Source organism: Pseudomonas fluorescens (assembly GCF_004683905.1).
GTDB lineage: Bacteria > Pseudomonadota > Gammaproteobacteria > Pseudomonadales > Pseudomonadaceae > Aquipseudomonas > Aquipseudomonas putida_A.
This window is the reverse complement of the sequence record NZ_CP038438.1, coordinates 2,705,024-2,731,572: the sequence shown is the minus strand read 5'-3', so window position 1 is coordinate 2,731,572 and position 26,549 is coordinate 2,705,024. Positions and strand designations below refer to the sequence as shown.

Sequence of the window (26,549 nt, the reverse complement as noted above, 5' to 3'; positions counted from 1 at the left end):
TTCAATGAATCAAGCAATTCGTGTGGGAACTTATGGAGCAGCTGATGTCGTCGATTAAGGAGGTGATCCAGCCGCAGGTTCCCCTACGGCTACCTTGTTACGACTTCACCCCAGTCATGAATCACACCGTGGTAACCGTCCTCCCGAAGGTTAGACTAGCTACTTCTGGTGCAACCCACTCCCATGGTGTGACGGGCGGTGTGTACAAGGCCCGGGAACGTATTCACCGCGACATTCTGATTCGCGATTACTAGCGATTCCGACTTCACGCAGTCGAGTTGCAGACTGCGATCCGGACTACGATCGGTTTTGTGGGATTAGCTCCACCTCGCGGCTTGGCAACCCTCTGTACCGACCATTGTAGCACGTGTGTAGCCCAGGCCGTAAGGGCCATGATGACTTGACGTCATCCCCACCTTCCTCCGGTTTGTCACCGGCAGTCTCCTTAGAGTGCCCACCATTACGTGCTGGTAACTAAGGACAAGGGTTGCGCTCGTTACGGGACTTAACCCAACATCTCACGACACGAGCTGACGACAGCCATGCAGCACCTGTCTCAATGTTCCCGAAGGCACCAATCCATCTCTGGAAAGTTCATTGGATGTCAAGGCCTGGTAAGGTTCTTCGCGTTGCTTCGAATTAAACCACATGCTCCACCGCTTGTGCGGGCCCCCGTCAATTCATTTGAGTTTTAACCTTGCGGCCGTACTCCCCAGGCGGTCAACTTAATGCGTTAGCTGCGCCACTAAGAGCTCAAGGCTCCCAACGGCTAGTTGACATCGTTTACGGCGTGGACTACCAGGGTATCTAATCCTGTTTGCTCCCCACGCTTTCGCACCTCAGTGTCAGTATCAGTCCAGGTGGTCGCCTTCGCCACTGGTGTTCCTTCCTATATCTACGCATTTCACCGCTACACAGGAAATTCCACCACCCTCTACCATACTCTAGCTTGCCAGTTTTGGATGCAGTTCCCAGGTTGAGCCCGGGGATTTCACATCCAACTTAACAAACCACCTACGCGCGCTTTACGCCCAGTAATTCCGATTAACGCTTGCACCCTCTGTATTACCGCGGCTGCTGGCACAGAGTTAGCCGGTGCTTATTCTGTCGGTAACGTCAAAATTGCAGAGTATTAATCTACAACCCTTCCTCCCAACTTAAAGTGCTTTACAATCCGAAGACCTTCTTCACACACGCGGCATGGCTGGATCAGGCTTTCGCCCATTGTCCAATATTCCCCACTGCTGCCTCCCGTAGGAGTCTGGACCGTGTCTCAGTTCCAGTGTGACTGATCATCCTCTCAGACCAGTTACGGATCGTCGCCTTGGTGAGCCATTACCTCACCAACTAGCTAATCCGACCTAGGCTCATCTGATAGCGCAAGGCCCGAAGGTCCCCTGCTTTCTCCCGTAGGACGTATGCGGTATTAGCGTTCCTTTCGAAACGTTGTCCCCCACTACCAGGCAGATTCCTAGGCATTACTCACCCGTCCGCCGCTGAATCCAGGAGCAAGCTCCTTTCATCCGCTCGACTTGCATGTGTTAGGCCTGCCGCCAGCGTTCAATCTGAGCCATGATCAAACTCTTCAGTTCAAACATCTTTGGGTTTTTAAGAAACCCTAAACTTGGCTCAGCAATCGTTGGTTACATCTTTGATTTCTCGCGGAGTAACTTGTGATGCTGATAATCTTGTTGACTATCAGTCTGACTCCACAAGCACCCACACGAATTGCTTGATTCAGTTGTTAAAGAGCGGTTGGTTAAGATCTTTCGTCTCAACCGAGGCGCGCATTCTACAGCAGCCTCACTTGCTGTCAAGTGATTATTTTCAGAAGTTTTCGAAGATTTCTTCAACAACTTCAACCACTTGCGCTTCCGATCTCTCGTTAGCGGGAGGCGAATTCTACAGCGTTACACGCTGCTGTCAACACCTCTTTTTCTCCGCTTTCGACCGAGAAGATCGAACCGTCAAAAGAGCCAAACATCACCGCTCTTTCAACTCCTTCCAGGCTTCGATGAACTGAAGCGAGCCGCTGCCGAAAACTGCGTAACTCATTGAATCTCAAGGAGTTTTCCGTTTCGACTGCGCCGGAAGTGGGGCGAATTATAGACCTCCAGAATCTGCCGTCAACCGTTAATTTCAGTTTTCTATCAATGCATCGAAAAAGCCTGCTTATATATAGACGCACCGTCAACAGATGCGCAGCATACGGTCCATCGCCTAAAACAACGCCTTCGGATGATGCCTCACAATGACAGCCCAACTTCCTGGATCCCGGCCCTTGCCCGGCTCCCGAATACGCCCTACCCCAGCGCCCCTGCTCAATCCAGGCGAGACCGTGGTGCTGTTCGACGGCGTCTGCAAGCTATGCAACGGCTGGGCGCGTTTTCTGATTCGCCACGACAACAAACAGCGAGTGCGTCTGGCGGCAGTGCAATCGCTAGAAGGTCAGGCCTTGCTGGCATGGGCCGGTCTCCCGGTGGACGAATTCGACACTATGGCGGTGATCCGCGACGAGCATTACTGGGTGCGCTCCGATGCGTTCTTCGAAGTGATTGCACAACTGCCGGCTCGTTGGTCGCCGATCACGCTTCTGCGAGTTTTCCCACGAGCACTTAGAGACTGGACCTACGACCGCGTGGCGCTGAATCGTTATCGGATCTTCGGCAAGTACGACACCTGCCTGTTACCCGACCCCGATCACGAACGACGCTTTCTCAAGTCGCCAATGTGAATGCTCAGCTACATCAACTGCAGCCACTGCCCCGGCGTCATCTTCGTCACCATCATCAAAACAATTACGAACATCCCGAGAAACCCGCAAACACCCATCCAGAACCACTGCCGATAAACAGCCCGGTAATCAGCATCAAGCCTTGCGCCACATTGCACCGCGTCCGCCGCCATCCCCAGCAAACGTTTCTGCAGCAACAGCACCGGCAACCAAAGCGAGCCCACTATAAAGAACAGGATCAGCGATATCAGCACCCATTCCGCGGTCAAGGGCAACCCGGAAAGCCTTGTCAGCCAATAACCCGTCGCGATCTGGATGAAGCCCGCCGGCGTGGTGATCCAGGCGTCATAGCGCACGACCATTCTCGCCACATGCGCAATCACTTGCGGATTGGCCGTGCGACTGGCGGCGATCAGGTACAGATAGGAACCCATGCCGAAGCCGAAGAGGAAAATCGCAGCGATGACATGCACGTACTTCACGCTCAGATAAAGCATGCTCAACGCATCCCGTCAGAGAACATCACGGACAGGCCAAGATTCTGCGGATCGTTGATCGCTGCCATGTATTCGTCGACGCTGATCTCACCGACACAAGGACGGGCCCCCGATTCGGGCAAGTAACCTCGAGCGATCTTCGCGGCCAGAGCGACGGCAGCACAACTAGGGATCTCCGGCCCCTTGTCATTCAGCGCGGTCAGTTGCGCCATCATCGACAACGGCTGGTCGTTCAAGCCGACACCTCGCACATCTATATACATCGCACTTTTGCCATCACCGAAACGCTCAAACCATGTCCCCCAGCGATGCAACCGGGCCGCCCACACCCTGTGGTCACGCACCAGCCCTTTCCTCATCCCCAGTGCAAACAGATAATTGGCCACGCCGCCGAGCTTGAGGCCAGCGCCTGCCTTGAAACTCAACGTGTGCGCACCAAACCGGCTGGCAAAGATGTCCATGTCCGGCACATCAACATTGGCCAGCGCACGAGTGCCCAGGTTCTGCAGCTTGCGCAGGGTCAGGTCTTCCCAGCCCATCACCTCATGCACTTGACCATTGCGCAGTTGGCGGATCGGTTTGCCCGCATACGCCAGTACACCCTCGATCGTCGACAACCCCGGCATTTTCGCTGACGAGGAAATGCCGTGTTCGATCGAGTCGATGCGTTTGAAGTGATGGCGCTGCTCATCGATGATCGCCGACGACAGCGTCGGCACCGAACTGCAACCACTGAGGACGACGACACCGGCCTCTCTCGCTCGGGCATCGAGTATGCCGATGCCATTGACAAACGTCCGGCAGTCCGCCAGATCGCAATAATTGACGCCCGCCTCGATGCAGCTTTCGGCCACTGCATAGGATTGCCCCTGAAACGGGCCGCCCGTGTGAATCACCAGTTGAATATTCATTGCGCGCAGAGCAGCGGTGAAATCGGCGCCCATCGCATCACCACACCAGCGCTCGCAGCTCGCCCCCAACTCAGCGACCTTGCGCTCCAGCTTCTGCGGATCGCGCCCCGAGATCGCCAGATCGACGCCCGGCATGTCGATCAGATGCCGACAAACGATACTGCCAAAGTTTCCATACCCGCCAACCACCAACACCCTGAGTGCCATCAACGCTTCCCTGAACAATTCAACAACTGACCCGTAACCGGATTCGGCGCAGCTTCCCTGATATCACCGGGCCAGGCAAGCCTGCGTCAAAGGACGGCGATGTAGTAACGTCAGCGCCTCGACAACGGAGGTTGATATGAGTAAACGAATCATCGTCATCGGCGCGGGAATCGTCGGCGCGTCAGTTGCGTATCATCTCGCCGCGAAAGGTGCACACGTCATAATGGTCGAGGCCGGTGAGATTGCGTCCGGTGTGACGGGCCGCTCCTTCGCCTGGATCAACACTTCGCACGGCGGACCGGATTCCATTGCGCCGTTGCGCGCAGCGGCCATCGCAGAATACCGCCGACTCGAATCCGAGCTGCCGGGGCTGAAGGTGCGCTGGACCGGTGCGCTGTCTTACGGCGATGGCCGGTTTCAAGCGCCTTCTATATATAGCGCGCAGATTCTCGAGCTTGAACCCAACCTCAAACATCCTCCAGAACGGGCGTTCTTTGCCGCCGAAGAAGGCGCGCTGGATGCCGTGCAGGCAACGCGGGCCTTGATTGCAGGTGCGCAGGCGCAAGGAGCGACTCTGCTTACCCATACGCCAGTGCTCGGTTTGCAGATTCTGGACGGTATCGTCAGCGGCGTGATCACTGCGACGGGCAAGCACGATGCCGACGTTGTCGTACTGGCAGCCGGAACCGCCACCCCGATGTTGGTGGGTCAACTGAACGTCACCCTGCCCATCGACGCCTCACCCGCAATATTCATCCGTTACAAAACCCAACCCCAACGAGTGAACACGATCATCTCCAGCCCCGAAATGGAAATCAGGCAAGACACTGACGGTACGTTGCTCGCTGCAGAAGACTATGTAGATGAGGCGCCGCTAAACAGCGCGCAAGCCATCGCACAGAGAACGGCCAAAGTCATCCAGCACGAACTGCACGGGGTGCTATCCATAGAGCCGCAAACGGCGTGCGTCGGCCTCAGACCAATGCCTGTCGATGGCATTCCAGTCATTGGCTATCTGCCGAACCTCAGCGGTGCCTATGTTTGCGTCATGCATCCGGGCGTGACATTGGCGGCAGTCGTAGGACGACTGGTGGCCGAGGAGATCGTCGGGGGAGGCTTTGCGACCGCGTTAGCGCCGTGTCGGCCAGATCGATTCCAATCAGCGTTTTGAGTAATTCACCCGCGATAAAATGCAGCGCTGGCAACGGCATGCCATCTTGTACGATGTCTTATCACAGGGTATTACTACGTCTCCTCAACAAAAATAAAACCACGGAGATCGCTACATGGACTCATTCCTGTCCGCCAAGCCTCAAAGCCTTGATCAAGCGAAAGGCAATACCCGCCGCAGTTTCCTGAAACAGTCGCTCGCTGTTTCCGCCACGCTCGCCACTGTCGGCAGCGCCGCACTGCCCCGCTTCTCCGATGCCGCCGAACCCTTGAGTCAGCGCTACCCTGATCCACTGATTCATATCCTCGACGACAGTTTCCTGGAGCTACGCGTTTTCAACGCCAGTGTTGAAAAGCTCGCCACCGGCATGCGCTGGGCCGAAGGACCGGTGTGGGTCGGTGATGGCCGCTATCTGTTGGTCAGCGACATCCCCAATAATCGCATCATGCGCTGGGACGAAATCACCGACTCCTTCACGGTGTACCGCGAACACTCAAACTTCTCCAACGGCATGTGCCGGGATCGACAAGGGCGTCTGATCGTTTGCGAAGGCTCCACCACCACTAGCGAAGGGCGCCGCATCACGCGCACCGAACACAATGGCACGATCACCGTGCTGGCCGACAGTTTCGACGGCAAGCCCTTCAACTCGCCCAACGACATTGTCTGCAAAAGTGATGGCTCGATCTGGTTCACCGACCCGCCATTCCAGACCGGCAACAACTACGAAGGCCACAAAGTCACCCCGACCCAACCCCACGCCGTGTACCGCATCGACGGTGAGAGCCAAAAAGTCACTCGGGTAATCGACGACCTTAACGGCCCCAACGGCCTGTGCTTTTCTCCCGATGAAAAGACCCTGTATGTCGTCGAAGGTCGCGCCAAGCCCAATCGCTTGATCTGGGCGATTACGGTGAAAGACGACGGCACCCTGGGTGAACGCCGCAAGCACATCGAAGGCTTGGACTATGCTGCGATTGACGGCATCAAGTGCGACGAAGCGGGCAACCTGTGGTGCGGCTGGGGCGGTAATGGTGATCCCAAGGCGGACCTGGAAAAACTCGACGGCGTGCGTGTTTTCAATTTGCAGGGCAAGGCCATCGGGCACATTTCATTGCCAGAGCGCTGCCCGAACCTGTGCTTCGGCGGGCGCGAAGGCAATCGACTGTTCATGGCCAGTAGTCACTCGATCTACTCATTGTTTGTGAATACTCGCGGGACTACGTTTGCGTTGTAAAACCGACGTTGGTCTAGCGACAGTTCCGTGAGTAGCGAAACAAGATCCTGCCGCGCATCCGAGGCTGCGCGGTGACGATCCTTGTCGCTGAATTGTCGTTCGATAGCATGCCGCCCTGTATCGACGGCGCCGCCCAAGGGAGAAGTCAGAGTGCCTGGCCCTTGGCTATGCAATACGCGTTGACGAACGTTGCCGTGTGCTGCAAAGCCTGACGTATATCCGGTTTGGCTATTCCATGCCTGTTGGCAAATTGCTCGACCGCCGCGGTGTTGAAACGAGTGGTCTGGATAAAGTCCAGGGCTTCGGGTTTTGTATTCAAAAACCACGCGACCGGAGGAATACTCAGTAGCCACTTCAGCAGTCGGAGTGAAATGTGATGTTTGGGAGACTTCAAGCCCAAAGGTTTAGCCACCTGTGCCAGGAGTTCTCGCAAGTTTGGCGTTTGATCATCAAGCGCCAGCAGTTCCTCGCCCACCATGGCAGGATCAAAAGCACAAACAGCCACCAGTTCGACCAGATAATCCACGGTGACCAGTGGCAGCCAGTGCTCGGCGGTACCGGGCACTGCAGTCAGCTTGCCCTGCACCAGGTTGCGTATCAGCGCCACCAGCGGCTGACCGTCGACGATATGCCCGGTGCGGCTGTGGCCACAGACCGTCGCAGGGTGGACAACGGTCATCTCACCCCCCTTGGCGGACATGACCTGCTGGGTCGCAAAATGCGCCTCCAGCTTGCTTGCCTCGTATCCACCGACACGTCGGTAGACGGCGGGCCAGTTCGTCAACTCCGGCTGACGAGGATCAATGCCGATGCGTTGCAGATGTTCATGATTGTTCAGCATGTAGCCGCCGATCATCACTAAACGGCTTTTTTGCTCAGCCGCCAACAGCGCCACACGCTTTGCCCCCTGCACATTCACCGCACGAGACTGCTCCATCGAAAGCCCCCATGCGAAGTGAGCGCCCAGATGGAATATGACGCTGGCGCGCCTCAGCACCTCCTGATCAGCCAAGCTCAGCCCGAGATTGTCCTGTTCCAGATCGCCAGCCACGGCAAATACCCGTGTCGCGCACCCGCCTAAACTATCAACTTGCTCGCGCAACGCAGCCAGCCGCTCCGGGCGACGCATCAATACCCGAAGGGTGTGACCTTTTGCACTCAGGTTCGCCAGCAAATGTTGACCGATGAAGCCGGTTCCCCCCGTGACAAAGCACTCCACGCTCATTTCCCTGCTCCTTGTTGAAGGTGAGAAATCAAGCGTAAAGTATCGACCCAACTCTACAGTCAAGCGGTGTTTTCATGAAAATCGGCGAACTCGAGGCTCGCAGCGGCGCCAGCCGTCATACGTTGCGTTACTACGAGCAAATCGGCCTGATCTCACCGCTGCGGCAAACCAACAACTATCGTGTCTACACCGAGCAAACCCTGCAGGATCTGGACTTTATCCAGCGCGCGCAAAGCATGGGATTTTCCTTGGGGGAAATAGGCGAGATTCTGGATGCGCAGCGCAACAAGCTGATCGACTGTGCTGACGGCGCGAAGCTGATTGAAAAGAAGATGGCCGAAATCAAACAGAAAATTGCCAACCTCCAAAGCATCCATCGGTATCTGGATGTAGAGCGTGCGACCCTCGAAGCGAGTGCTGCCAGGCAACTTGAGCTTCAACAGTTGAGCGACGCTGCCAATCATTGAACCTACGGCAAATGCGTGGGGAGGCTCCTGCGCAAAGTGTGCTGTGCCTACAACATCCTGCGCCAAAATGGTGTGCCGCTGGGCAAGGCGGATTATGTGCAGCACATGTTTGCGTATCTAAGGAAGTAATTGCAGCGCGAGCTTCGGGTCAATCAGGATTGACCCGGAGTTTTTGCAGAAGAAACGCCAGTGACTCCACCGCCCCGTGATAACTCTGCGTTGAACGCTGCGTATCCCATGACATGGCATCGTCCACACAGAAATCGCCAACGCATTCCATGCTCAGATCCTCATCGAGCAGTCCGAGCGGAATCCACACGTAAGGCGATTCGCGAAGCGGGTTGGGCACGGTCGAGCCGCATTGTGCGCAGAAGTCGTTTCTGTAGCCGCTGGGTTTGACCCAACTGTTAATCAAGTCCTGCCCTGCATCCCAGCGAAAGTCCCGAGCGTTGACCAGAGTGGCGAGGTTGAACCCGACACCGGTTTGCTTGCGACACAATGAGCAGTGGCAGCGATAGAAAAAGCGCGGTTCCACTGAGAGGGAAAAGCGTACTGCCGCGCAAAGACACTGCCCTGTTGTCATGGGGACCTCCTTGGAAAAACGATTGATCAGGCGCTGGCGTCAGGTTTAGAAACAAGCGCGCCGGCAGAACCTCAGGTTACAGACAGAATTTATTGCGCCAAGTGTTAACAGAGATTTGAATGGAATCGTCTATCGAGATGGCGATCCCTCCTCTTGCGCTCAAAGCCTAAATCAGCTTTTCGACCAAAACCGTGTCCGCCTCGATAGACATATCGCCAAAATCGCCCTCGAGAAATAGAACGTTTTCAACAAAGCTGATCCCTTCCAGCTCTCCGAGGACGCGAAAATTTTGAAGGTGCAGAGCACCGAGACTGATGGGCAACTCTGCGCCATCGATATTCCACGCCGTCAGTTTGCATCGGCAGCCGTCCTTCAGGCTGACGACCATTTCGAAACAGCGATGTGCCTGATCCAACGTGAACGATAAAACGTCGCTACTTTCGAGCGCTTGTACATCCATACTGAGCTTCTTATGTTTAAAAGCGCATTCTAACGATCTGCGAGGCCCCGGCCATGACTCAGATAAAAAACCCCGAAGACGCTCCCGCCGCATTCCAGGCAGCCTGGAACGCTCACGACATGGCGGCACTCGGAGCTCTGTTCGATCCGCAAGCGACGTTCGTCAATCGTTTCGGCCACTTCGTTCGGGGCGTCGAGCAGATCGTTGCGCTGCACGCGCCCATTCACCAGACGATCTATCGTGACTCCACTCTTGAGAGTGAACTGATCGATATCGATCCTGTTGCTGACGGGGTGGCGATCATTCACTTCTGGAGTCGTTTGTCGGCCGGTGCTGCGCATCCGGCCGGAGCGCATGTGGTGGATACGCTGATTCTCGCGGTGCTGATCAGGCAGAACGAGGCTTGGCGCATCAGAGCGCTGGAAAATGTGACCCTGACCAACCCGCGCACAGGTGAAGCCACCCTGCGTGATTAGCGGTAATCCGTTTCAGCGCACCGCAAAAGGTTTTTCGCTGCATGCTGCATCCGTTTCACTCCCTGCTCCGTATATTCAACACCCTCATTCGAAGGGTCGAAGAATCAAGGAGACGCACCATGCACATGCTCATCAAACGCCTTGCTGTCGCTTGCTTCACCCTGCTCTGCCTCGGCGCTGGATCCAGTTTTGCCGCCGATACCGTGATGGTTGGCGGCGCGGCCATGTATCCGACCAAGACCATCGTCGAGAATGCAGTCAACTCCAAGGATCACACGACCCTGGTCGCTGCGGTCAAGGCCGCCGGGCTGGTGGATACGCTCAACAGCAAGGGCCCGTTCACGGTCTTCGCCCCCACCAACGAAGCCTTCGCAAAACTGCCCGCCGGCACGGTCGATACATTGGTCAAGCCTGAACACAAGGCCGATCTGACGAAGATCCTGACTTACCACGTCGTCGCCGGCACTCACACGGCTAAACAGTTGATGGACGACGCCAAAATGCACGGCGGCAAAGTGATGCTGAAAACCGTCCAGGGCGAATCGCTGACCGTGATGTTGCACGACGGCAAGCTGTGGGTGCAGGACGCCAAAGGCGGCAAGGCGGCCATTACCATCGCGGACGTCATGCAATCCAATGGCGTGATTCATGTGGTCGATACGGTGCTGATGCCGAATTGACTGGCTGAGGTTGGCGGGCTCTCGTCAGAGCGTCCGCCAACTTCACGATTGAAATGCCTTGCGACTCACACCGAACGCTTTTCCACCCAGCGCCGATATTGCCGGGTGCGAAACGCCATGGCGATCTGCTGCAAAATCAGCGCGCGTAACGGTGACACACCCGGATCAGGCTTTTTCGCCCGACTGAGTTTACCCAGCTGAAACTTCACCACCGCCATGTTCGCCAAGGCCGCAATGGCCTTGTTTTTCCAGGTGATCGGCGGCAATTGCGGGGCGTTGTCCTTGCCCTGCAGCCAGTCACGCGGCAGGTACGGATCGATGGCCAACGCGGTACCGATGCCGACCATGTCCACACCACTGTGCACGACGCTTTCGGCAACCGGACGACGGCGGATGCCGCCGGTGACCATCACTGGCATTTTGGCAACGGTCTGAAGGTCCCGGGCAAATTCGACGAAATAGGCCTCGCGAGCCAGAGTTCGACCATCGCGCGCCTCACCTTGCATGGCCGGAACTTCGTAGCTGCCACCGGACAGTTCCACCAGATCCACGCCCAAATCGTTGAGCAGCTCAACGACCTTTTTCGCGTCGTCAGCGGTGAATCCGCCGCGCTGGAAATCGGCGGAATTGAGTTTGACCGCTACGGCAAACTCTGCAGAAACCACGGCCCTGACTGCCTTGACGATCTCGACCAACAACCGCGCGCGGTTCTGCAGAGAGCCGCCCCACTCGTCCATCCGTTGATTGGTCAGAGGCGAGAGAAACTGGCTCAACAGATAGCCGTGGGCGGCGTGGATTTCCACGCCGGTGAACCCCGCCTGTTCACCCTGGCGTGCGGTATTGGCAAAACGCTGGATGACGTCCTTGATCACACTGGCGGTCATGGCGTGGGGCGTGGCGAAACGCTTGGACAGTTTGCCCAGCTCCAGCGGCACCGCTGACGGCGCCCAGGTTTTCTGCCCGAGGTTGGACTGCATCTGGCGCCCCGGATGATTGATCTGCAACCAGAACTGCGCACCGGCAGAACGGCCGATCCGCGCCCAGCGCTTGAACTTGTCGAGTTGCTGATCATCCTGCAGCACCACGCCGCCCGGCCCGGTCATGGCGCGGCCGTCGACCATCACGTTGCCGGTGATGATCAGCCCGGCACCACCGTCGGCCCATGCCTGATACAGACGCATCAGTTCTGCAGAGGGCGCCTGGTCGGCGTCCGCCATGTTTTCCTCCATGGCGGCTTTGGCGATGCGGTTCTTGATGGTCGAACCGTTGGGTAAGGTCAGGGGGTCGAACACATTCATGGGGCAGTCCTCAACTGGAGATGAGGCCACCATAAGATTGAAGTCAACTTTAAGGTCAATAGCCTTTTTAGCTGATTCGCGCTTTAACGCGCCACATCGCGACACTCTGCAGCGCCCACCACACCTTGTTCGCGCAGTCGATTTATCAGCATTTGCGCATTGTCCGCGCACGCCACTCCCACGGGCTTGCCTTCAATGCCCTGGATGACGAGCTGAAGTTGTTCCTTGTTCTGCGCCAGCCGTTGCTGCAGCACCTCGATTTCTTCGACCTTTTGCTTCAAGCCACTGAGCAACTGGTCATGCTGCCAGCCACTCGCGTTCATCGGCATCAACTGACGGATTTCCTCCAGGGAGAAACCTGCCGCCTGCGCGCCGGTGATGATATGCAACACCCACTGTGTGTCGGGGGCGTAATCGCGATAACCATTGGCTTTGCGCGCGACTGAAGTGATCAACCCGCTCGCTTCGTAGAAGCGGATACGCGATGGCGCCAGTCCGCTGATTTTTGCCAGTTCACCAATTCTCATGTCCGACTCCGCAGCACGTTAACCTTGAAGCTGACTTTAAACCTGAAGGAGTGCAACAGCCAACACGGCAAATCACGCCAGCAACTCAGTCATCCACTGCACCTGCCGCGCAACCTCTTCCAGCCTCTCCTCGGGCACAGCCTGGCGCGCCTGTTTGAAACTGTTCAGGGTTTTCTGTTTCTGCCTTAAAGAACGCTGCCATTTAGCGAGGAATGCCGGGCTGCGTGCTTGCATCAGCAACGGGCCGAAGTACAACTGTTCGGCGCTATAACTCAGTGGTGCGCCGCGCTCGGCGACGATGATTTCGTAGAAGAAACGGTTTTCCTGCAGCACTTCCTCATCAAGAATGCGGTAGCCGTTGTCCATCAGCCATTGGCGCAGGGGTTGCTCGCCGCCGTTGGGTTGCAGGATCAGCCGTTCGTGCCCGCGCAGGTGCGCCTTGCCGCTGTCGAGGATGTCGCGAATCGTCTCGCCGCCCATGCCGCAGAGGCTGATCGCGGTGATTCCGTCATCAGGCTCGATCGCCGCCAGGCCACTGGCCAGACGCACGCTGATGTGCTGCTGCAGATCGTTGTCGCGCACCGTGCGCACCGCGGCATGGAACGGCGTCAGCGCCACCTCGCCGGCCACCGCCGCAACGATGGCGCCACGTCGCATCAGGGCCACCGGCAGATAGCCGTGATCCGAGCCGATATCCGCCAAGCGCGCGCCGGCCGGTACATGCGCCGCCACCCGCTCCAGACGCATGGACAATGTGTGTTCGTTCAACTGCCGCCCTCTTCCCCAGCCGTCGCCGGCGCTGTTGGCCGGACAAGGGGCGCGACTCTAGCGGGCAATGGTGGGTATTTCAAATCCGGACGGGCGCGGTCTTGTTTCGGATTCGGCCTGTCACTGCACAGTCGAGGCATCCACTATCTTCTTTGCAACCGGTCTACTAACCTGCGCGCAGCCGTATCTCAAAACAACAAATGCACTCATGGAAGATCAACCTTGAAAACAGCTCTCGGCGCCCTGCTTCTGCTTGGCCTGTCCACCAGCGCACTCGCGGACTCGCACCCCATCGGCTTCCACCGCACAACCCTGGCGGATCCGCAGCGGCCGCTGGAAATGGTCGTCTGGTACCCGGCGACAACCCATGCACCCGCGCAGGTGATTGACGACAGTCCGGTGTTCGTCAGTGCCTCTGCGGTGCGCGATGCGCCGCCGACCGCCGGCGAGCATCCGCTGGTGGTGCTGTCCCATGGTTACCGGGGCAACTGGAGCAATCAGATGTGGCTGGCCAGTGCGCTGGCCGATCAGGGTTACATCGTCGCGGCAGTCAACCATCCCGGCAGCACCACCCACGACCGCAGTCCGCAAGCGGCGGCGCAGCTGTGGCAGCGGCCGGTCGATCTGCGGCGGGCCATCGAAGCCGTTGTGGCGCAGCCGGGAAAATTTGGCGCGGTGGCGCCGCAGCGGATTGCCGTCGTCGGGCATTCGCTCGGTGGCTGGACGGCTCTGGAAATCGCCGGTGCACGCTTCGACCCCGAGCGTTTTGCCGAGGACTGCAAGGCCCATGCGCAGCTCGCCAGTTGCAACGTCTATAAGCAAATGAACCCCGCCAGCACCGCGCAAGGCAAAGCCGACCTGGCGGCCGACCGGCGTTACAAACCAGTCAGCGCCATCGTTTCGCTGGACCTGGGCCTGTCACGCGGCATGACCGACGCAAGCCTCGCGGCGTTGCCAGTACCGACGCTGGTGATCGCCGCCGGCGCACCTTCCGAAGACCTGCCGGCGCAACTGGAATCCGCCGATCTGGCCAAACGCCTGCCAGCGGCTACCACACGTTATGTCGAGATCAACGACGCCACTCACTTCAGCTTCACGTCGATCTGCAAACCGGGCGCGATCGAGATGCTCGAGGAAGACGCACCGGGCGATGGCGTCATTTGCCAGGATCGCGACAATGCGCGCCCGCGTGAAGTGATCCAGCAGCAGGTGGTAGCGCTGATCAGCGATTTTCTGGCGGCGTCGAAGCCATGACCCCGGCCGCGGCCCCCCTTTGCGAAATGGCTGATGACGGACACCGGTGAGCCGTTTGATCCTGCATCGCTGCAACAGACTCGCCAAATCGCTCCGAGCCGGTTTTAATGCGCGCTTGATGGGCATATGCCCGGCTCCCCTTCTCCGAGTAGAAACATGAACCGCCAAAAGAAACTGCAGCAGTTGTTCAAGGAAAAGGCCAAAAAGGCCAGCGCCAAACTCGCGCCGAAAAAGCCCAAGTACATCAGCAAGGCCGACCGCGCGAAACTGGCGGCCGAAGCGGCGGCCGAACCGGTTGAAACCCGTGAGAGCTGATTCGCTGCTTCAGGCGTCGATTAAACGTGCTTTACAGATACGCCTCGATGTTCGCGATCGCCCGATCGATGTAGAGCTCTTTCTCGCCAACGGGCGTCACATAATGAAACGCGTTGCGGGTGGCCTCCACACCGGCCAGACGGGCGATGAACCAGGCCGCCATATATTGTGAGGACAGGCAACCGCCAGCGGTGGCGACATTGCCCTTGGCCATGAAAGGCTGATTGAGCACCGCCACACCGGCCTCCTCCACCCAGGGCTTGGTGATCAGATCGGTACAGGCTGGGACGTCATTGAGCAGGCCGAGCTTTGCCAGGATCAGCGTGCCCGAGCACTGGGCGCCCAAGAGCTGGCGCTGCGGATCGAGCCGTAGCCGCGCCATCAGCTCGGTATCCGCCACGATATCCCGGGTCAGACTTCCGCTGCCCACCAACACCGCGTCCGCGTCGCTCGCCTCCTCCAATGACACCTGAGCCTCGATTACCAGGCCATTCATCGAGCGCACTTTTTCCGTCGGGCTGGCGATCGACACGCGCCAATCGGGCTGTTTGACCCGGTTGAGAATGCTGAACGCGATGAGCGAATCCAGTTCGTTGAAGCCTTCAAAGGTCAGGATGGCGATGTGCATGGTGAGTCTCTAAATGGGCGATGACTCATCGTAAAATCTGCCGCTCATCACAATCAAAAAATTGTCATGGGTACATTGCAGGCGACATCGACGGGCATTTGATACACCGGCTACGCGCCACGGAAAGGACGGCTGAACAACCGCGTCGTCTCGCCCTATACCTTCTCAGGCGACCACGCCTGCATGCCTGCCAGGAAAGATCGGGCTGTAGCTTTCAGCCAGTGGCTGTAGGAAAGTGGCGAACATCGAATGATGAAAAGGCCAACACCCCATGAAGCCGCTGGATCTGACGCGTTTCGACCTCAATCTTCTGGTGGTTCTTGAGGCGCTTTGGGAGGAAAGGCACGTCGGTCGTGCGGCGCAGCACCTGCATCTGTCGCAGTCGGCCACCAGCCATGCCCTGTCGCGTTTGCGCACGGCGTTTGATGATCAGTTGTTCATTCGCAACCCTCGCGGCATGGCACCGACGCCGCTGGCCATCGAGCTGATGCCCAGAGTGGCGGCGGTGCTCGAATCGGTGCGGCTGGTCGCCAGCCCACGGGGGCCGTTCGATCCAGCGCGTCTGCAGGCGACACTGCGGATAGCGGCCACCGATCACGCCGTGCTGACCGTCATCGCCCCGGCGCTGGCGAAAATTCAGGTTGCGGCGCCGGAGGTGGTGCTGAAACTCGGGCCGGTGGATGGCGAGTCGGCGATGCGCCAACTGGACGCCGGCGAGATCGACCTGGTGTTGGGTTCGGGTTCGTTTGCGCAAGTGCCGCACCGCTTTGATTGCCAGCTCGCGCACAAGGAGCGATTCGTCGGCATCGCCCGCAAAGGGCACCCGGCATTGGTCAAGCGCGGCAAACATTTGCATATGGAACTGGATGACTTCACGCGTCTGCCGCACGTTCTGATTTCGCCCCGGGGCGACACGCGGGGCGCTGTCGATGACGCGCTGGAACAGCTCGGTCGCAGCCGCAAGGTCAGCGTCACCTGCCCGAGTTTTCTCGCAGTGCCATTCATGGTTGGCGCATCGGAATCGATTGCCGTGGTCGCCGAACGTGTCGCCTTGCAGATGCAGGAAACCGCACAACTGAGCCTGTTCGAATTGCCCCTGACGCTGCCCACCTGGGAGGTCTTTGTCGTCCGCGCACGCGGGCGCGCCAACGAGCCGGCGGTTGAATGGATCACCAGAATGCTGATCGGCGACTGATGATCGACCTCGTGCATCGAGAGGCTGCACCAATGCCATTGGATCGCGCGCCTCGGTGCTCCTAGAGTGCGGACATCCGTTCAACATCCCTGGAATTCTCATGCAAACCGAGCCCACGCTGGTCATGGTCCCTTGCTTCGCCGGTGCGCCGTGGCAGCTCAACCAACTCAGCCACTTGCAGCACCGCGCCATGCGTACGTTGCGCTTACCGGACGACGTCGCTGATCTGGAAACGCTCGCCAACTTCATCGTTGATCAAGTGAAAGATCTCGAATGCTACGTGCTGGTGGGCGACTCCTACGGCGCGGTCGCCTCGATCGCGGTTGCAACGCGCCAGCCAAAAGGCCTCAAGGGCCTGGTGCTGTCCGGCGGTTTCGCCAAAAACCCGATCACCTCGCCCCTGCTGAAAACGCTGGCCGCACTGGCGCCGTTCTTCCCCGGACCGCTTTATCGACAGACCACCCTGCGCTTCCACGCCGCGCAACTGGCTTCGTCGTTCGACAAGGAAGGTGAAATCCCTTGGTCAGCCGCCAACAGCCGCGCCTTCTTCATCAAGCAAACCCCACACAAGGCCTACGTCAACCGCGTGCGCTCGATCGAGAAAGTCGACTACACCGCCCTGCTGGCAAAGATCGACGTGCCGACGCTGATCCTTACGCCCGAGGAAGACAGGCTGATCGGCAAAGAGGCTGCAGGGATTCTGCTGAATGGCATAAAAGGCGCGCAGGAAGTCGTCATGCCGAGGACCGGGCATATGTTCAGGTTTTCGCATCCGGGGGCATATTCGCTGGAGGTCAGGAAGTTTCTGCAGCGGGTGGCGCTTTGAGTGTATTTGGGCCAGTCAGATGCTGCGCGGCATATCGATCCGAATTGCCGTTTTTTGTTGCAGCCACTAGCCTCACCAGGTCAAAAGCACAAATCAGAGACCCGCATGACCGCACGCCCCGCCACGGATAGCGACCTGACAGCCCTCTTCGACTTGCATCGAGCGGTCTTCCGCGAACACATCGAAAAAATATGGGGCTGGGATGAGAGTTGGCAACGCGCAAATTTCGCGGTGGAATTCGCATGCACAGCCACTTCGGTTATTGAACAAGACGGCCGGCTTGTTGGCTATGTGCAAATACTGGAAAAGGAAGACCGAATCCATGTTCAGAACATCGCTATTTCGCCCGAATACCAAGGCAAGGGCATTGGCTCGCGCATTCTGAAGAACCTCCAGCTGCAAGCCGCTGCACGTCAAGTGCCATTGCAATTGGGCGCTTTTCGCACGAACACTCTGGCGCAGAAGCTCTATGAACGGCTGGGCTTTCGCCAGACTGGCACGACAGACACGCATATTGAAATGTCGTGGACAGGCCCTGAAAGCCAGCAGACGTGATCCGAATCCATCCGCGTAAAAAACCTTCCCCAACTCAACCTATAAGGACATTCAATGCCACGCTCGCTGCAGTTCGAACAAGTCGACGTATTCGCCGATCACCCCTACGAAGGTAATGCGCTGGCAGTGGTGGTGGATGCTGATGGGCTGACGACCGAGCAGATGCAGGCGTTCGCCCGCTGGACTCAACTCAGTGAGACCACTTTTCTGTTGAAGCCCGAGGCGCCGGACGCGCACTACCGTGTCCGCATCTTTACACCGTTGCGTGAGCTGCCCTTCGCTGGGCATCCCACCCTGGGCAGCTGCAAGGTGTGGTTGGCACGGAACGACAACCCTGAGCAGCTCGAGATTGTTCAGGAGTGCTCGGCGGGCTTGATTCGGGTACGCAAGCAAGGTCCGCAACTGGCTTTCGCCGCGCCACCATTGGTGCGCAGCGGGCCGCTGGAGGCAACGACGCTCAACCTGATCGAGCAAGGACTCGGCCTCGCCACCGGGCAGATCCGCGCGAGCCAATGGGTCGATAACGGTCCGGGTTGGGCGGGCGTGTTGCTGGCGAGTCGTGAAGACCTGTTGGCGATCAAGCCTGATTACGCGGCACTGCAGGGGCTGAATGTCGGGGTTATTGCGCCGTGGGCGGGTCCCGACGCTGAAACGGACGTGGAAGTCAGAGCCTTCATGGGCGAGGAATGCGCCGAGGACGCCGTCACCGGCAGCCTCAATGCGAGCCTGGCTCAGTGGCTGATCGGCTCAGGCATCCTTGGCGACCGCTACACCGTGAGCCAAGGCACCGCCATGGGCCGCCGCGGCCGATTGCACATTGAGAACGTGGACGGCAGCGTCTGGGTGGGCGGTGCCGTTCAGCACTGTATTTCCGGCCGGGTGGTCTTTTGAGCAGTTTTTTTTTGAATCACGCTCTGCCCATTTCTGCGCATGCAGCCTCAATGTCCCAGAGCGCCCCTTCTGAAACCGCTTAAGCGACCTTCCTGGTAAAACGAAAACTACTGAACCCAGGCATTTGATGAACCGAACAGTCTTGCTGCCCGTATCCCATTAGAGACTTCATCATCTTTGGCATCCACGACCTGCAGCTTACCGACTGTTTAGCCTCTGACCGGTGGCGAATGCTTCAACCGCACTGGAAGCGTTGCTTTCCCGAACTTACTATTAAATTCGCTGGATTCATGGCCAACCATTAATCTGACGAACTTAAAGTAAAACTCCGACGCTTGGTCATCCGAAACAATAGCTGCCAAGTATTTTGCGCAGAGATTCACTGTTGTTTTCCCAGCAAAACATCCAAATCCACACGTTATAGTTATTTCAGAATGCTATAACCGAAGTCACAAAAAAATATAAAAACCTGTCACTTCTGACAGGTGGCGTAAAAGGCGCTATCTTTTAGAATTAGATCTCCCAACTCCCATTCAACAAAAAGACAATTTCGAGAAAAAAATGGACCTATACCCAGTCGACACTGAAACTAAATCAGCTATATACACAGAACAAATGAACCGACCAAAAATTGATAATGAAAACGAAAGAATCACAGTCGTGGAACGACTGATATTACATAAAATCGGAGAGGAACTAAAGCTTTCAGTTAGTTCCCGCACCGGAACTTTAGAATATTATGAAGACACGCTTGACAAAATTGAAATAACCATCTCCGAGCTTGGGGATATTTTTGCTAGCGAGGATGGATATCGCTGTCGCTTTAGGCTTGGAGATGGAAACTGGCATGATCAAATACACATTCAGCGCTTTATCGGTTCAAACGCTAAAAACAGTTCGGCCAATATCAGTCAAAGCTGTGTAGAACAAGCCATTTGGTCAAAGTGGTACAAAAGAGAGTCAGACATCATCAACAATAAAACAAATGAGTTGCAACGCGAATACAACACAAGATTTTTAGAAGTTCAGGAAAAGCTGAACATCACAAGTTCCGTACAACTAAACTTTAACCCCCCGGAAGAAAAGGAATACGGAACCATCACTATTGAAATTCCTCCCATCAAATTTAATTCAACACCTGAAGAATTTAAGGCAGCCACAGACGCTTTCAACATAAACCTGGAAAGAAAAAGAATTGAACGCGAATATCAAAGTGCATACAAAAATTTATTAGCTCAAGGCGTGAAACACATTGCCGTCGATTTCGCCATCAAAGAAATAAAACAAACAGCTAAAGACAAAATAGCTTCAATTGTTTTAAACAAATGAAAAACGTTTCGAAAAATCGCCACCATCATTTAGGGAGAACTTAAACATGGGAATCGCAGTCAGTGCAGGAGGAGATTTCTCTGCTGCTATCACAGCAATGGTAGAGGATATCGTTGAATATGGTTTTGCCACAGATCCATTCAAACGCCCCGACCGATATAGCATCCACCGACCAGGAGCGGTTACAACGTACAACGAGATTAAAACCATCTCAGCACGATATCGAAACTGGGCTGACTTGGGAAACAACAGAACATTGTTATTACCCGTACCTATCCTATACCCGCAAATTTGGTTTCACACCGAAACAAGCAAAGAACACAGAAGCGTTTGGGATTGCGAATACGGAGCCGAAAAACCTTTGTATTCCGGACCAGAAGGTAATCGCAACAGTGTAGAGGCAGATAAACGCTGCCCCTACAGTGGTAGAGGTGCACGCGCGGGACAGTTAATTTATAAGTACGGTGAGAATGGACTGGCACAGCCCGTCTGGAATGAATACAGCTTCACCACTTTAAACGAAGAGGGTGAGCTTTATTTCAGAATCAACACCACAAATGATGATTTGGAATCAAACTCAGGAAATATAAAAATAATAATCGCCCGAAACCCAGCGATTACGCCAAAACAAGACATGATATATACGGTTTACGCACAGTGCGGGTGGAAAAGTACGAAACTCCCCCGCTGGACCAACTGGAAACTTATAGATAGTGATGGATATAGCCCGAATGCTTTCATGTCAATGCCAATGCCAGCTATCTTGGAACGCAGTGCATGTTGGCGATATGCTCCAGACCCCGAACCAGAAAAATCTGTGGTAAATGCTGTAGGGGCCTTGCGATATCCTTACTGCGGACCTGGTGGATGTAAAGAAAGCGTCGAGGGTGATACGCGATATCCATATCACGGCCCAGGAGCCAAACGGGGGCAGCTACTTTTCAAGTATGGCGCAAAAGGAACTGTTCTTCCCCTCTGGAGCGGCGACGCGGTTTATGCGCAAGAATGTACTGGTTCGTTATATCTGGCTTGTAATGGGCCCACAGTTATTCTCCCAGACGACAACATCATTCGAAGTGAATTTGATGTCAGCAATGCAGGGTTTGGTCTATTATCGTTAAGAATATCCTGAGAAAAACACCATTACATTTCCAACCCTTCCTGGTATCCAGCCGGTTTTTTGCAAATTTCAAGTTACACGCAGAAAGCCGGCACTTCAACTTCCACTTTGTCCTTAAATACGCTGACAAACCCCTCTCTACTGTAAAAACCTATGAAATTGTTTTATCAATAACGTCGATTCGGCCGTTCACGGTAAATATAACTCAAAATACCGCAATGGTTGATGAGCCTAGTTAAAAAAAATAACGTTCCTTTAGCTTAAACATTATTATCAAGCTCAATGCGACGGGATCATCAGTGTTCTGCCCGTATCCCACCGGTTTCAACTTCATATCAGCCTGGCAACCGACCCTGCCGGCAATACCCCGTCCTTCTCAAGCGCAGTCAGTTTCGCGACAACTCGGGCACGCTCGCTTTCCGATGTTTCGCGGTCAGTAATCGAATAAGTCTGGCCATAGACCCATGCACGCAACTGCTCAAGCACGGAAGATTCAGCAGGTGCGCTAGACAGCTGCTGCAACAGATACCCGGCCTGCGTCCATTTGGGCATCAGCTCAAGCAGCGCCTGACGTCGAGAGGCGGACAGCGCTGGCCAGAGTGTTTCGAGCTGAGCGCTGAATGCTGACTCGATGACTTTCCATGGCTGCGGGCGCAGGCCGCGTACTCCGGCCTCGAACACCGGGCGTGACGGATCCGCGATCGCCGCGATCAGTAAATCAGGCCTGCACTCTCCTTCGAGGCTCAGGACCAGTGACCGAACCTCGCCACTGTTTTGGCTGAGGGCCGCGTTCATCCACCCTTGCGGGATTGCCATGCCAAGCGACTGCGCCAACCCGAGTACGCCAAGCCAACGGGCTTTGGTGGCGGGAATCTCGCCTGCCAGTTGCGCTTGAAGTACCTGCAACGGGTCGACGCCATACTTTCTGGCGGCCCAGAGTGCAGTCGATCTTGCTGCAGACGATGGGTCGGTCAGAAAGTCTTCGATCAGTCGTGTGCGATCCGTTTGCAACTCAATGGCTTGCAGAAACGACAGGCGCCGGAGAATGCTGCTGTTGCTGGCGAGTCCATAGGCGATGGCCTTCTGAGCCGATGCCAGAGGCAGCGCCATTGCCCTGCCGAGCGCAGCTCGCCGCACACTGAAATCTGCATGATGAAGGCTCGCGACAAGAAACGCCTCCAGCTCATCTGCGCGCTTTGTCTGAGCGAGTACCCTGAAAAACAACCGCGTACAGGCGCCACGGCTGGTTTCGAAGGCAGCTGTGGTTTGCGCGAGGCATTCGGGTGTTGCCAGCAGCGCTTCAAGCTTTTGGATAGTAACGCCGTGGTCTTCGCGTCGGCGCTGCTCAAGGGCAAGGATGGCGGGAGTCTTGGCGATCAGCCAAGGGCCATACTCGGGGGTCAGGTAGTCTGCGAAAGCGTCTCTGGCCGCCGCACGTACCTGCGGCACCCAGTCGTTGAGCCGCACGATAATGGACGCCAGCCGCTCGGTCGATTGCGATGAGCGGATTTGCCGTAGACCGGCCTCCCTGTGGAATCCATCCCAGGACATGACCAGCCACTTCCAGTCACGCACTGGCAATACTTCAGGTGGATCTACTGGATCTACTGGATCTACTGAGCGTTCGGTTTTTGCAGTGGTGGATGTTTTTCCGGTGAGTCTTTGCAACAAAACTTTCCACATGGAGCTGACTATCCCTGACGTCCGAACATTGGCGTGAGCCATAGCATGCCTGTCACCGTCGCTTTTTTAAATGCAGGGTTCTCTCACAACCTATCTTTCAACCACAGCGAAACACGCAAGCCACACCGCCCCACTTCATCGACAAAACTCAAACCCACCCGAATCCCCGTCCGTTCGGCGATCGCCCTGACAATCGACAGCCCCAACCCGGACCCGGCCTCGCCGGTGCCCAGGCTGCGGTAAAACGGATCGAACACCAGCGCCTGTTCTTCGGCGCGGATGCCCGGCCCCGAGTCCTTGATTTCGATGCGCGCGCCCTGCTCCGTCCGTTCGACGCTGAGGTCGACTCGTCCGCCCGCCGGGGTATAGCGGATGGCGTTATCCACCAGGTTCTTGATCAGGATGATCAGATCCAGTTCGCTGATGACGACCTGCACATCCTCGACGCTCTCCACGCCGATATCGATGGCTTTGTTCTCTGCCAGTGGCAGCAGGTCTTCCAGCACTCGGCGGAACACTGCATGCACCGACACGGCAGCCTCGGCGCGTTGCGCGATTGATTGTGCGGCGGCCAGAGCGAGCAATTGCTCGATCAGCTTGCGACTGCGCTCGATCCCCTGAGCCAGCGGCAGAAAGTTCTGCCGGGTGTCAGCCGACATGGGCGTAGCGGCCAATCGCTCAGCCTGCAGCGACAGCGCCGTCATCGGCGAGCGCAGTTCATGGGCGGCATCGGCGATAAACCGTCGTTGCGCCTCCATCGCCTGCGCAACGCGGCGCAGCAACCGATTGATCGCCACGACGAAGGGCCGGATTTCGCTCGGCAAGTGCTGTTCATCAATCGCATGCAGGGCCTGTTGGTCGCGCTGATCGATTTCCGCCGAGAGCGTCGCGATCGGGCGAAACAGCTTGCGCACCAGATCCCCCACTACCAACAGCAGCACCGGAAACAGAATCAGAAATGGCAGCAGGCTGCGCCAGGCGCTTTCCCGGGCTTCCTTGTCGCGCACATCGGCTTCCTGCGCGACCGCAATGCGTTCGCCTGCCGAGGTGGTTCTGACCAGCACACGATAGTGTTCACCGGCGATATTCAGCGTCGCCAGACCATCGGCCAGGGTCAGGGGAAAGGGCAACGGAATGCTCGCGTCATCAGTGCCGACGGCTTTGCTGCTGTCGGCCAGGTATTGCACGGTGATCCGCGAGTCTTCGTCATCGCCAACGACCTGCCCGGCAGCGGGATAACCCAGGGTCATGTGCTGCCGATCGAACAGCAGCGCCACCTGACGCAGGCTTTCGTCCTGCATTTCGTGCGCTTCGTCGAGTGCCGAGATGAACGCGAATGCACCGGCGAGCAAGGCGACAATGAGAATCGCCAGAGACAGCGTGATGGAAAGCCGTGACTGCACCGAGTCGCTCAAACGCCTTTTGAAACCATCCATCCCATCCCCCTGACATTCCTGATGACATGGTTGCCCAGTTTGCGCCGCAGCGAATGGATCAAAAATTCCACCGCATTGCTTTCCACTTCGTTGCCCCAGCCGTAAATCCGGTCCTCAAGTTCGCTGCGCGAGAGAATCGCCCCCGGACGAATCAACAGCGCCTGCAACAGCGCAAACTCGCGGCTGGAAAGCTGTACATCGGCGACTTGCGCGGTGGAGGCCTGTTTCGAAATCAGGTTCAGCGACACCTCGCCGTTATCCAGCAACGATTGGGCGTTACCGCCGCGACGGCGCAATACCGCGCGCATCCGTGCCAGCAACTCGGCCATGGCGAACGGTTTGAGCAGGAAGTCATCCGCGCCGCCATCGAGGCCACGCAGCCGGTCATCGAGGCCATCGCGGGCGGTGATAATCAGCAGCGGCACGGGGTTGTTGCGCGCGCGAATGGCATCCAGCACATCGAGCCCGTCCTTGCCGGGCAGGCCGAGGTCGAGCAACACCAGATCGTAGGTCTGGGTGTCCAGCGCCGCCAGCGCGGTGAGGCCGTTTTTCACCCAGTCGGTGGCGTAGCTCGCTTCCTTGAGCGCCGCCTCGATGGCTTCGCCAATCATCAGGTCATCTTCGACCAGCAGAATCCGCATGCAGCGCTCCGACAGAAAAAGGCGCGACGGTCATTGCCATCGCGCCTGTATTGAAGCACTTGAACCGACGTTTGTCCGCCGCCGGTTCAGCGCTGCGATCACTGCTTGCCGTTCATCGAATCGAAGGCCTTGAGCAGATCATCCATGGCCGCCTTGCAGTCAGCCTGCTTCGGCGAGCTGGCGCGCAGGGCATCCAGCGCGCGGTCAATGGCCTTGTCCAGTACATGCCAGTCGGCAGCGGCACGCGGCTTGATGCCGGCTTCGGCAGAGTCCCAGGAGGTCTCCAGATCCTTGATCCGGGTCTTGGCGCCGAGCAGGTCGTTTTTCTCGACCAGCGTGCTGACGTCAGCGGCGATGTTGCGGAACTCGCTCAGGTCACCCAGCTTCGAGCCCGATTGCGGCGGCGCGCTCAAAGAGCTGGTCGGCGTGCCGGCAGCGGGCTTGTCGGCGGGTTTCGAGCAGCCGGCGAGGCTACCGAGCAGTACCAGAGACGAGATGATCGCGACGTGGCGAAAAGCCGTTTTGAAGGCGTGCATATTGATTCCTTGATGGGTATCCAAACGTTTATTGAGTGAGGGTTTTGCGATTGCCAAGGCTGATCTGCGCGACCGCCACCAGCAGCACGATGACGCTGAGGAAGATCGCACTGGTCCAGGCGGCGCCCATGCCCAGGCCACCGTAGGTCTTGGCCTGAGTCAGCAAGTCACCGAGAGAGGCGCCGAACGGACGGGTGAGGATGTAGGCGATCCAGAAGGTCAGCACCACGTTGCCCCCCATCCGCCAGGCCAGCAGCGTCGCCGCGATCAGCGCGCCGAATATCACTGCACCGACGGTGAAGCCCAACCCCAACGCTTCGGTTGCCAGGTCCCCGGCGGCAGTGCCCAGGGCAAAGGTGCAGAGCACAGTGGACCAGTAAAAAAGCTCGCGCCGCGGCGTGTTGATTTCGCGGATCGACAGGTTGTTCTCCATCGTGAACCAGATCAGGAAGTTAACGGCCAGCAACACCGAGAACACCGCAGTGCTGACGTACAGGCTGATGTCGAGCATGTCGGTCATGATGTCGGTGATCTGCGTGCCGACGATGCTCACCAGCACCACGGTCAACCAGTAGATCCAGGGCGTATACGCGGTTTTACGCATTTGAAAGAACAGCGCGCACCCGAGTAACAGCGCCATGCCGATGCTGGTCCAGCCAGCACCGAAACCGGCATCCACGGCGAGAAAGTCGGCGCCGGTTTCACCCACGGTCGTCGAGAGAATCTTGATCACCCAGAAGGCCAGTGTCACTTCGGGGACTTTGTTAAGCCATCCGGCTTTTGCGGGATTCATGTGTGGATCGCCTCTCCTGTCCAGCGCTGAACTTGCGCTGGGGGGAAGATACGAGCCAATACTTAGCTGAGACTGAGGGCGTACACGGCACGGCCGGCTCACTGGC

General features: G+C 57.1%; 28 protein-coding genes, 1 rRNA gene and 1 pseudogene. 15 read left to right on the top strand and 15 right to left on the bottom strand.

What is annotated here, in order from left to right:
* Positions 1–55: 55 nt before the first annotated feature.
* Positions 56–1,592: ribosomal RNA gene (locus E4T63_RS12265) — 16S ribosomal RNA — on the bottom strand.
* Between the two features lie 689 nt (positions 1,593–2,281).
* Between E4T63_RS12265 and E4T63_RS12255 the strand changes: the two genes are divergently transcribed.
* On the top strand, positions 2,282–2,734 hold the full coding sequence (locus E4T63_RS12255) for a thiol-disulfide oxidoreductase DCC family protein (protein ID WP_135295580.1): 453 nt from the start codon (positions 2,282–2,284) through the stop codon (positions 2,732–2,734).
* Between the two features lie 8 nt (positions 2,735–2,742).
* Here the strand turns inward: E4T63_RS12255 and E4T63_RS12250 are convergent, their stop codons facing one another.
* Positions 2,743–3,231, bottom strand: coding sequence for a DUF2269 family protein (locus E4T63_RS12250; protein ID WP_135295579.1), 489 nt, complete (start codon positions 3,229–3,231; stop codon positions 2,743–2,745).
* 2 nt (positions 3,232–3,233) lie between these two features.
* Entirely contained in the window at positions 3,234–4,349 is a 1,116-nt protein-coding gene (locus E4T63_RS12245) for a saccharopine dehydrogenase family protein (RefSeq protein WP_135295578.1), read from the bottom strand.
* A gap of 136 nt (positions 4,350–4,485) precedes the next feature.
* Here E4T63_RS12245 and E4T63_RS12240 point away from each other — a divergent pair, with 136 nt between their 5' ends.
* Positions 4,486–5,520, top strand: coding sequence for an NAD(P)/FAD-dependent oxidoreductase (locus E4T63_RS12240; RefSeq protein ID WP_135295577.1), 1,035 nt, complete (start codon positions 4,486–4,488; stop codon positions 5,518–5,520).
* A gap of 115 nt (positions 5,521–5,635) precedes the next feature.
* Complete coding sequence (locus tag E4T63_RS12235; RefSeq protein ID WP_098968347.1) at positions 5,636–6,757, top strand: SMP-30/gluconolactonase/LRE family protein; 1,122 nt, start codon at positions 5,636–5,638, stop codon at positions 6,755–6,757.
* A 145-nt stretch (positions 6,758–6,902) separates the two neighbouring features.
* Here E4T63_RS12235 and E4T63_RS12230 read toward each other — a convergent pair whose 3' ends face one another.
* Positions 6,903–7,982 carry an SDR family oxidoreductase gene (locus tag E4T63_RS12230; protein ID WP_098968346.1) on the bottom strand — a complete coding sequence of 360 codons (1,080 nt, stop codon included), beginning with the start codon at positions 7,980–7,982 and terminating at the stop codon, positions 6,903–6,905.
* Between the two features lie 74 nt (positions 7,983–8,056).
* Here E4T63_RS12230 and E4T63_RS12225 point away from each other — a divergent pair, with 74 nt between their 5' ends.
* Both E4T63_RS12225 and E4T63_RS12220 read left to right on the top strand, forming a co-directional pair.
* Positions 8,057–8,449, top strand: coding sequence for a MerR family transcriptional regulator (locus tag E4T63_RS12225; protein WP_041074696.1), 393 nt, complete (start codon positions 8,057–8,059; stop codon positions 8,447–8,449).
* A gap of 45 nt (positions 8,450–8,494) precedes the next feature.
* Positions 8,495–8,578 (top strand): annotated as a pseudogene (locus E4T63_RS12220) (DUF1993 family protein); the annotation flags it as partial.
* Between the two features lie 19 nt (positions 8,579–8,597).
* Here E4T63_RS12220 and E4T63_RS12215 read toward each other — a convergent pair.
* Positions 8,598–9,032: a GFA family protein gene (locus E4T63_RS12215; RefSeq protein WP_098968345.1), complete on the bottom strand. Its 435-nt coding sequence runs from the start codon at positions 9,030–9,032 to the stop codon at positions 8,598–8,600.
* 166 nt (positions 9,033–9,198) lie between these two features.
* Positions 9,199–9,492, bottom strand: a complete 294-nt coding sequence (locus tag E4T63_RS12210; RefSeq protein WP_135295576.1) for a hypothetical protein — start codon at positions 9,490–9,492, stop codon at positions 9,199–9,201.
* 53 nt (positions 9,493–9,545) lie between these two features.
* On the opposite strand from E4T63_RS12210, the gene E4T63_RS12205 reads away from it, so the two are divergent.
* The gene (locus E4T63_RS12205) at positions 9,546–9,968 is read left to right on the top strand and encodes an SgcJ/EcaC family oxidoreductase (RefSeq protein ID WP_135295575.1); all 423 of its coding nucleotides are present in this window, start codon (positions 9,546–9,548) and stop codon (positions 9,966–9,968) included.
* Between the two features lie 119 nt (positions 9,969–10,087).
* Positions 10,088–10,648, top strand: coding sequence for a fasciclin domain-containing protein (locus E4T63_RS12200; protein ID WP_097087837.1), 561 nt, complete (start codon positions 10,088–10,090; stop codon positions 10,646–10,648).
* 65 nt (positions 10,649–10,713) lie between these two features.
* Here the strand turns inward: E4T63_RS12200 and E4T63_RS12195 are convergent, their stop codons facing one another.
* From E4T63_RS12195 to E4T63_RS12185, 3 genes are all read right to left on the bottom strand, one after another.
* Entirely contained in the window at positions 10,714–11,946 is a 1,233-nt protein-coding gene (locus tag E4T63_RS12195) for an NADH:flavin oxidoreductase/NADH oxidase family protein (protein WP_135295574.1), read from the bottom strand.
* Positions 11,947–12,029: 83 nt separating this feature from the next.
* Complete coding sequence (locus tag E4T63_RS12190; RefSeq protein WP_098968341.1) at positions 12,030–12,473, bottom strand: MerR family transcriptional regulator; 444 nt, start codon at positions 12,471–12,473, stop codon at positions 12,030–12,032.
* A gap of 72 nt (positions 12,474–12,545) precedes the next feature.
* On the bottom strand, positions 12,546–13,241 hold the full coding sequence (locus tag E4T63_RS12185) for a tRNA (adenine(22)-N(1))-methyltransferase (protein ID WP_134786153.1): 696 nt from the start codon (positions 13,239–13,241) through the stop codon (positions 12,546–12,548).
* Positions 13,242–13,463: 222 nt separating this feature from the next.
* Between E4T63_RS12185 and E4T63_RS12180 the strand changes: the two genes are divergently transcribed.
* Together E4T63_RS12180 and E4T63_RS12175 are read left to right on the top strand one after the other, a co-directional pair.
* A complete protein-coding gene (locus E4T63_RS12180) occupies positions 13,464–14,495 on the top strand; it encodes an alpha/beta hydrolase family protein (protein WP_135295573.1) in 1,032 nt (343 codons plus the stop codon).
* Positions 14,496–14,651: 156 nt separating this feature from the next.
* Positions 14,652–14,810 carry a DUF2986 domain-containing protein gene (locus tag E4T63_RS12175; protein WP_081730283.1) on the top strand — a complete coding sequence of 53 codons (159 nt, stop codon included), beginning with the start codon at positions 14,652–14,654 and terminating at the stop codon, positions 14,808–14,810.
* Between the two features lie 31 nt (positions 14,811–14,841).
* Here the strand turns inward: E4T63_RS12175 and E4T63_RS12170 are convergent, their stop codons facing one another.
* Positions 14,842–15,438 carry a DJ-1/PfpI family protein gene (locus E4T63_RS12170; protein WP_096797689.1) on the bottom strand — a complete coding sequence of 199 codons (597 nt, stop codon included), beginning with the start codon at positions 15,436–15,438 and terminating at the stop codon, positions 14,842–14,844.
* 271 nt (positions 15,439–15,709) lie between these two features.
* Between E4T63_RS12170 and E4T63_RS12165 the strand changes: the two genes are divergently transcribed.
* The 6 genes from E4T63_RS12165 (at position 15,710) to E4T63_RS12140 (ending at position 21,366) form a co-directional block, all read left to right on the top strand.
* The gene (locus E4T63_RS12165; RefSeq protein WP_135295572.1) at positions 15,710–16,633 is read left to right on the top strand and encodes a LysR family transcriptional regulator; all 924 of its coding nucleotides are present in this window, start codon (positions 15,710–15,712) and stop codon (positions 16,631–16,633) included.
* A 100-nt stretch (positions 16,634–16,733) separates the two neighbouring features.
* Entirely contained in the window at positions 16,734–17,459 is a 726-nt protein-coding gene (locus tag E4T63_RS12160) for an alpha/beta fold hydrolase (protein ID WP_135295571.1), read from the top strand.
* Between the two features lie 105 nt (positions 17,460–17,564).
* A complete protein-coding gene (locus E4T63_RS12155) occupies positions 17,565–18,014 on the top strand; it encodes a GNAT family N-acetyltransferase (protein WP_098968336.1) in 450 nt (149 codons plus the stop codon).
* Positions 18,015–18,068: 54 nt separating this feature from the next.
* A complete protein-coding gene (locus E4T63_RS12150; RefSeq protein ID WP_098968335.1) occupies positions 18,069–18,905 on the top strand; it encodes a PhzF family phenazine biosynthesis protein in 837 nt (278 codons plus the stop codon).
* A gap of 660 nt (positions 18,906–19,565) precedes the next feature.
* Positions 19,566–20,234 carry a hypothetical protein gene (locus E4T63_RS12145; RefSeq protein WP_127646237.1) on the top strand — a complete coding sequence of 223 codons (669 nt, stop codon included), beginning with the start codon at positions 19,566–19,568 and terminating at the stop codon, positions 20,232–20,234.
* 46 nt (positions 20,235–20,280) lie between these two features.
* Positions 20,281–21,366: a hypothetical protein gene (locus E4T63_RS12140; protein ID WP_127646236.1), complete on the top strand. Its 1,086-nt coding sequence runs from the start codon at positions 20,281–20,283 to the stop codon at positions 21,364–21,366.
* Positions 21,367–21,684: 318 nt separating this feature from the next.
* Here E4T63_RS12140 and E4T63_RS12135 read toward each other — a convergent pair whose 3' ends face one another.
* The 5 genes from E4T63_RS12135 to E4T63_RS12115 all read right to left on the bottom strand — a co-directional run bounded on the left by E4T63_RS12135 (position 21,685) and on the right by E4T63_RS12115 (position 26,443).
* Positions 21,685–23,037, bottom strand: coding sequence for a hypothetical protein (locus tag E4T63_RS12135; protein WP_135295570.1), 1,353 nt, complete (start codon positions 23,035–23,037; stop codon positions 21,685–21,687).
* 83 nt (positions 23,038–23,120) lie between these two features.
* On the bottom strand, positions 23,121–24,473 hold the full coding sequence (locus tag E4T63_RS12130; RefSeq protein ID WP_135295569.1) for an ATP-binding protein: 1,353 nt from the start codon (positions 24,471–24,473) through the stop codon (positions 23,121–23,123).
* Positions 24,449–25,114: a response regulator gene (locus E4T63_RS12125; RefSeq protein ID WP_098968331.1), complete on the bottom strand. Its 666-nt coding sequence runs from the start codon at positions 25,112–25,114 to the stop codon at positions 24,449–24,451. Before E4T63_RS12125 ends, E4T63_RS12130 begins: the two co-directional genes overlap by 25 nt.
* A 98-nt stretch (positions 25,115–25,212) precedes the next feature.
* Positions 25,213–25,650 carry a hypothetical protein gene (locus E4T63_RS12120; protein ID WP_135295568.1) on the bottom strand — a complete coding sequence of 146 codons (438 nt, stop codon included), beginning with the start codon at positions 25,648–25,650 and terminating at the stop codon, positions 25,213–25,215.
* A 28-nt stretch (positions 25,651–25,678) separates the two neighbouring features.
* Entirely contained in the window at positions 25,679–26,443 is a 765-nt protein-coding gene (locus tag E4T63_RS12115) for a COG4705 family protein (protein ID WP_135295567.1), read from the bottom strand.
* Positions 26,444–26,549: the final 106 nt, after the last annotated feature.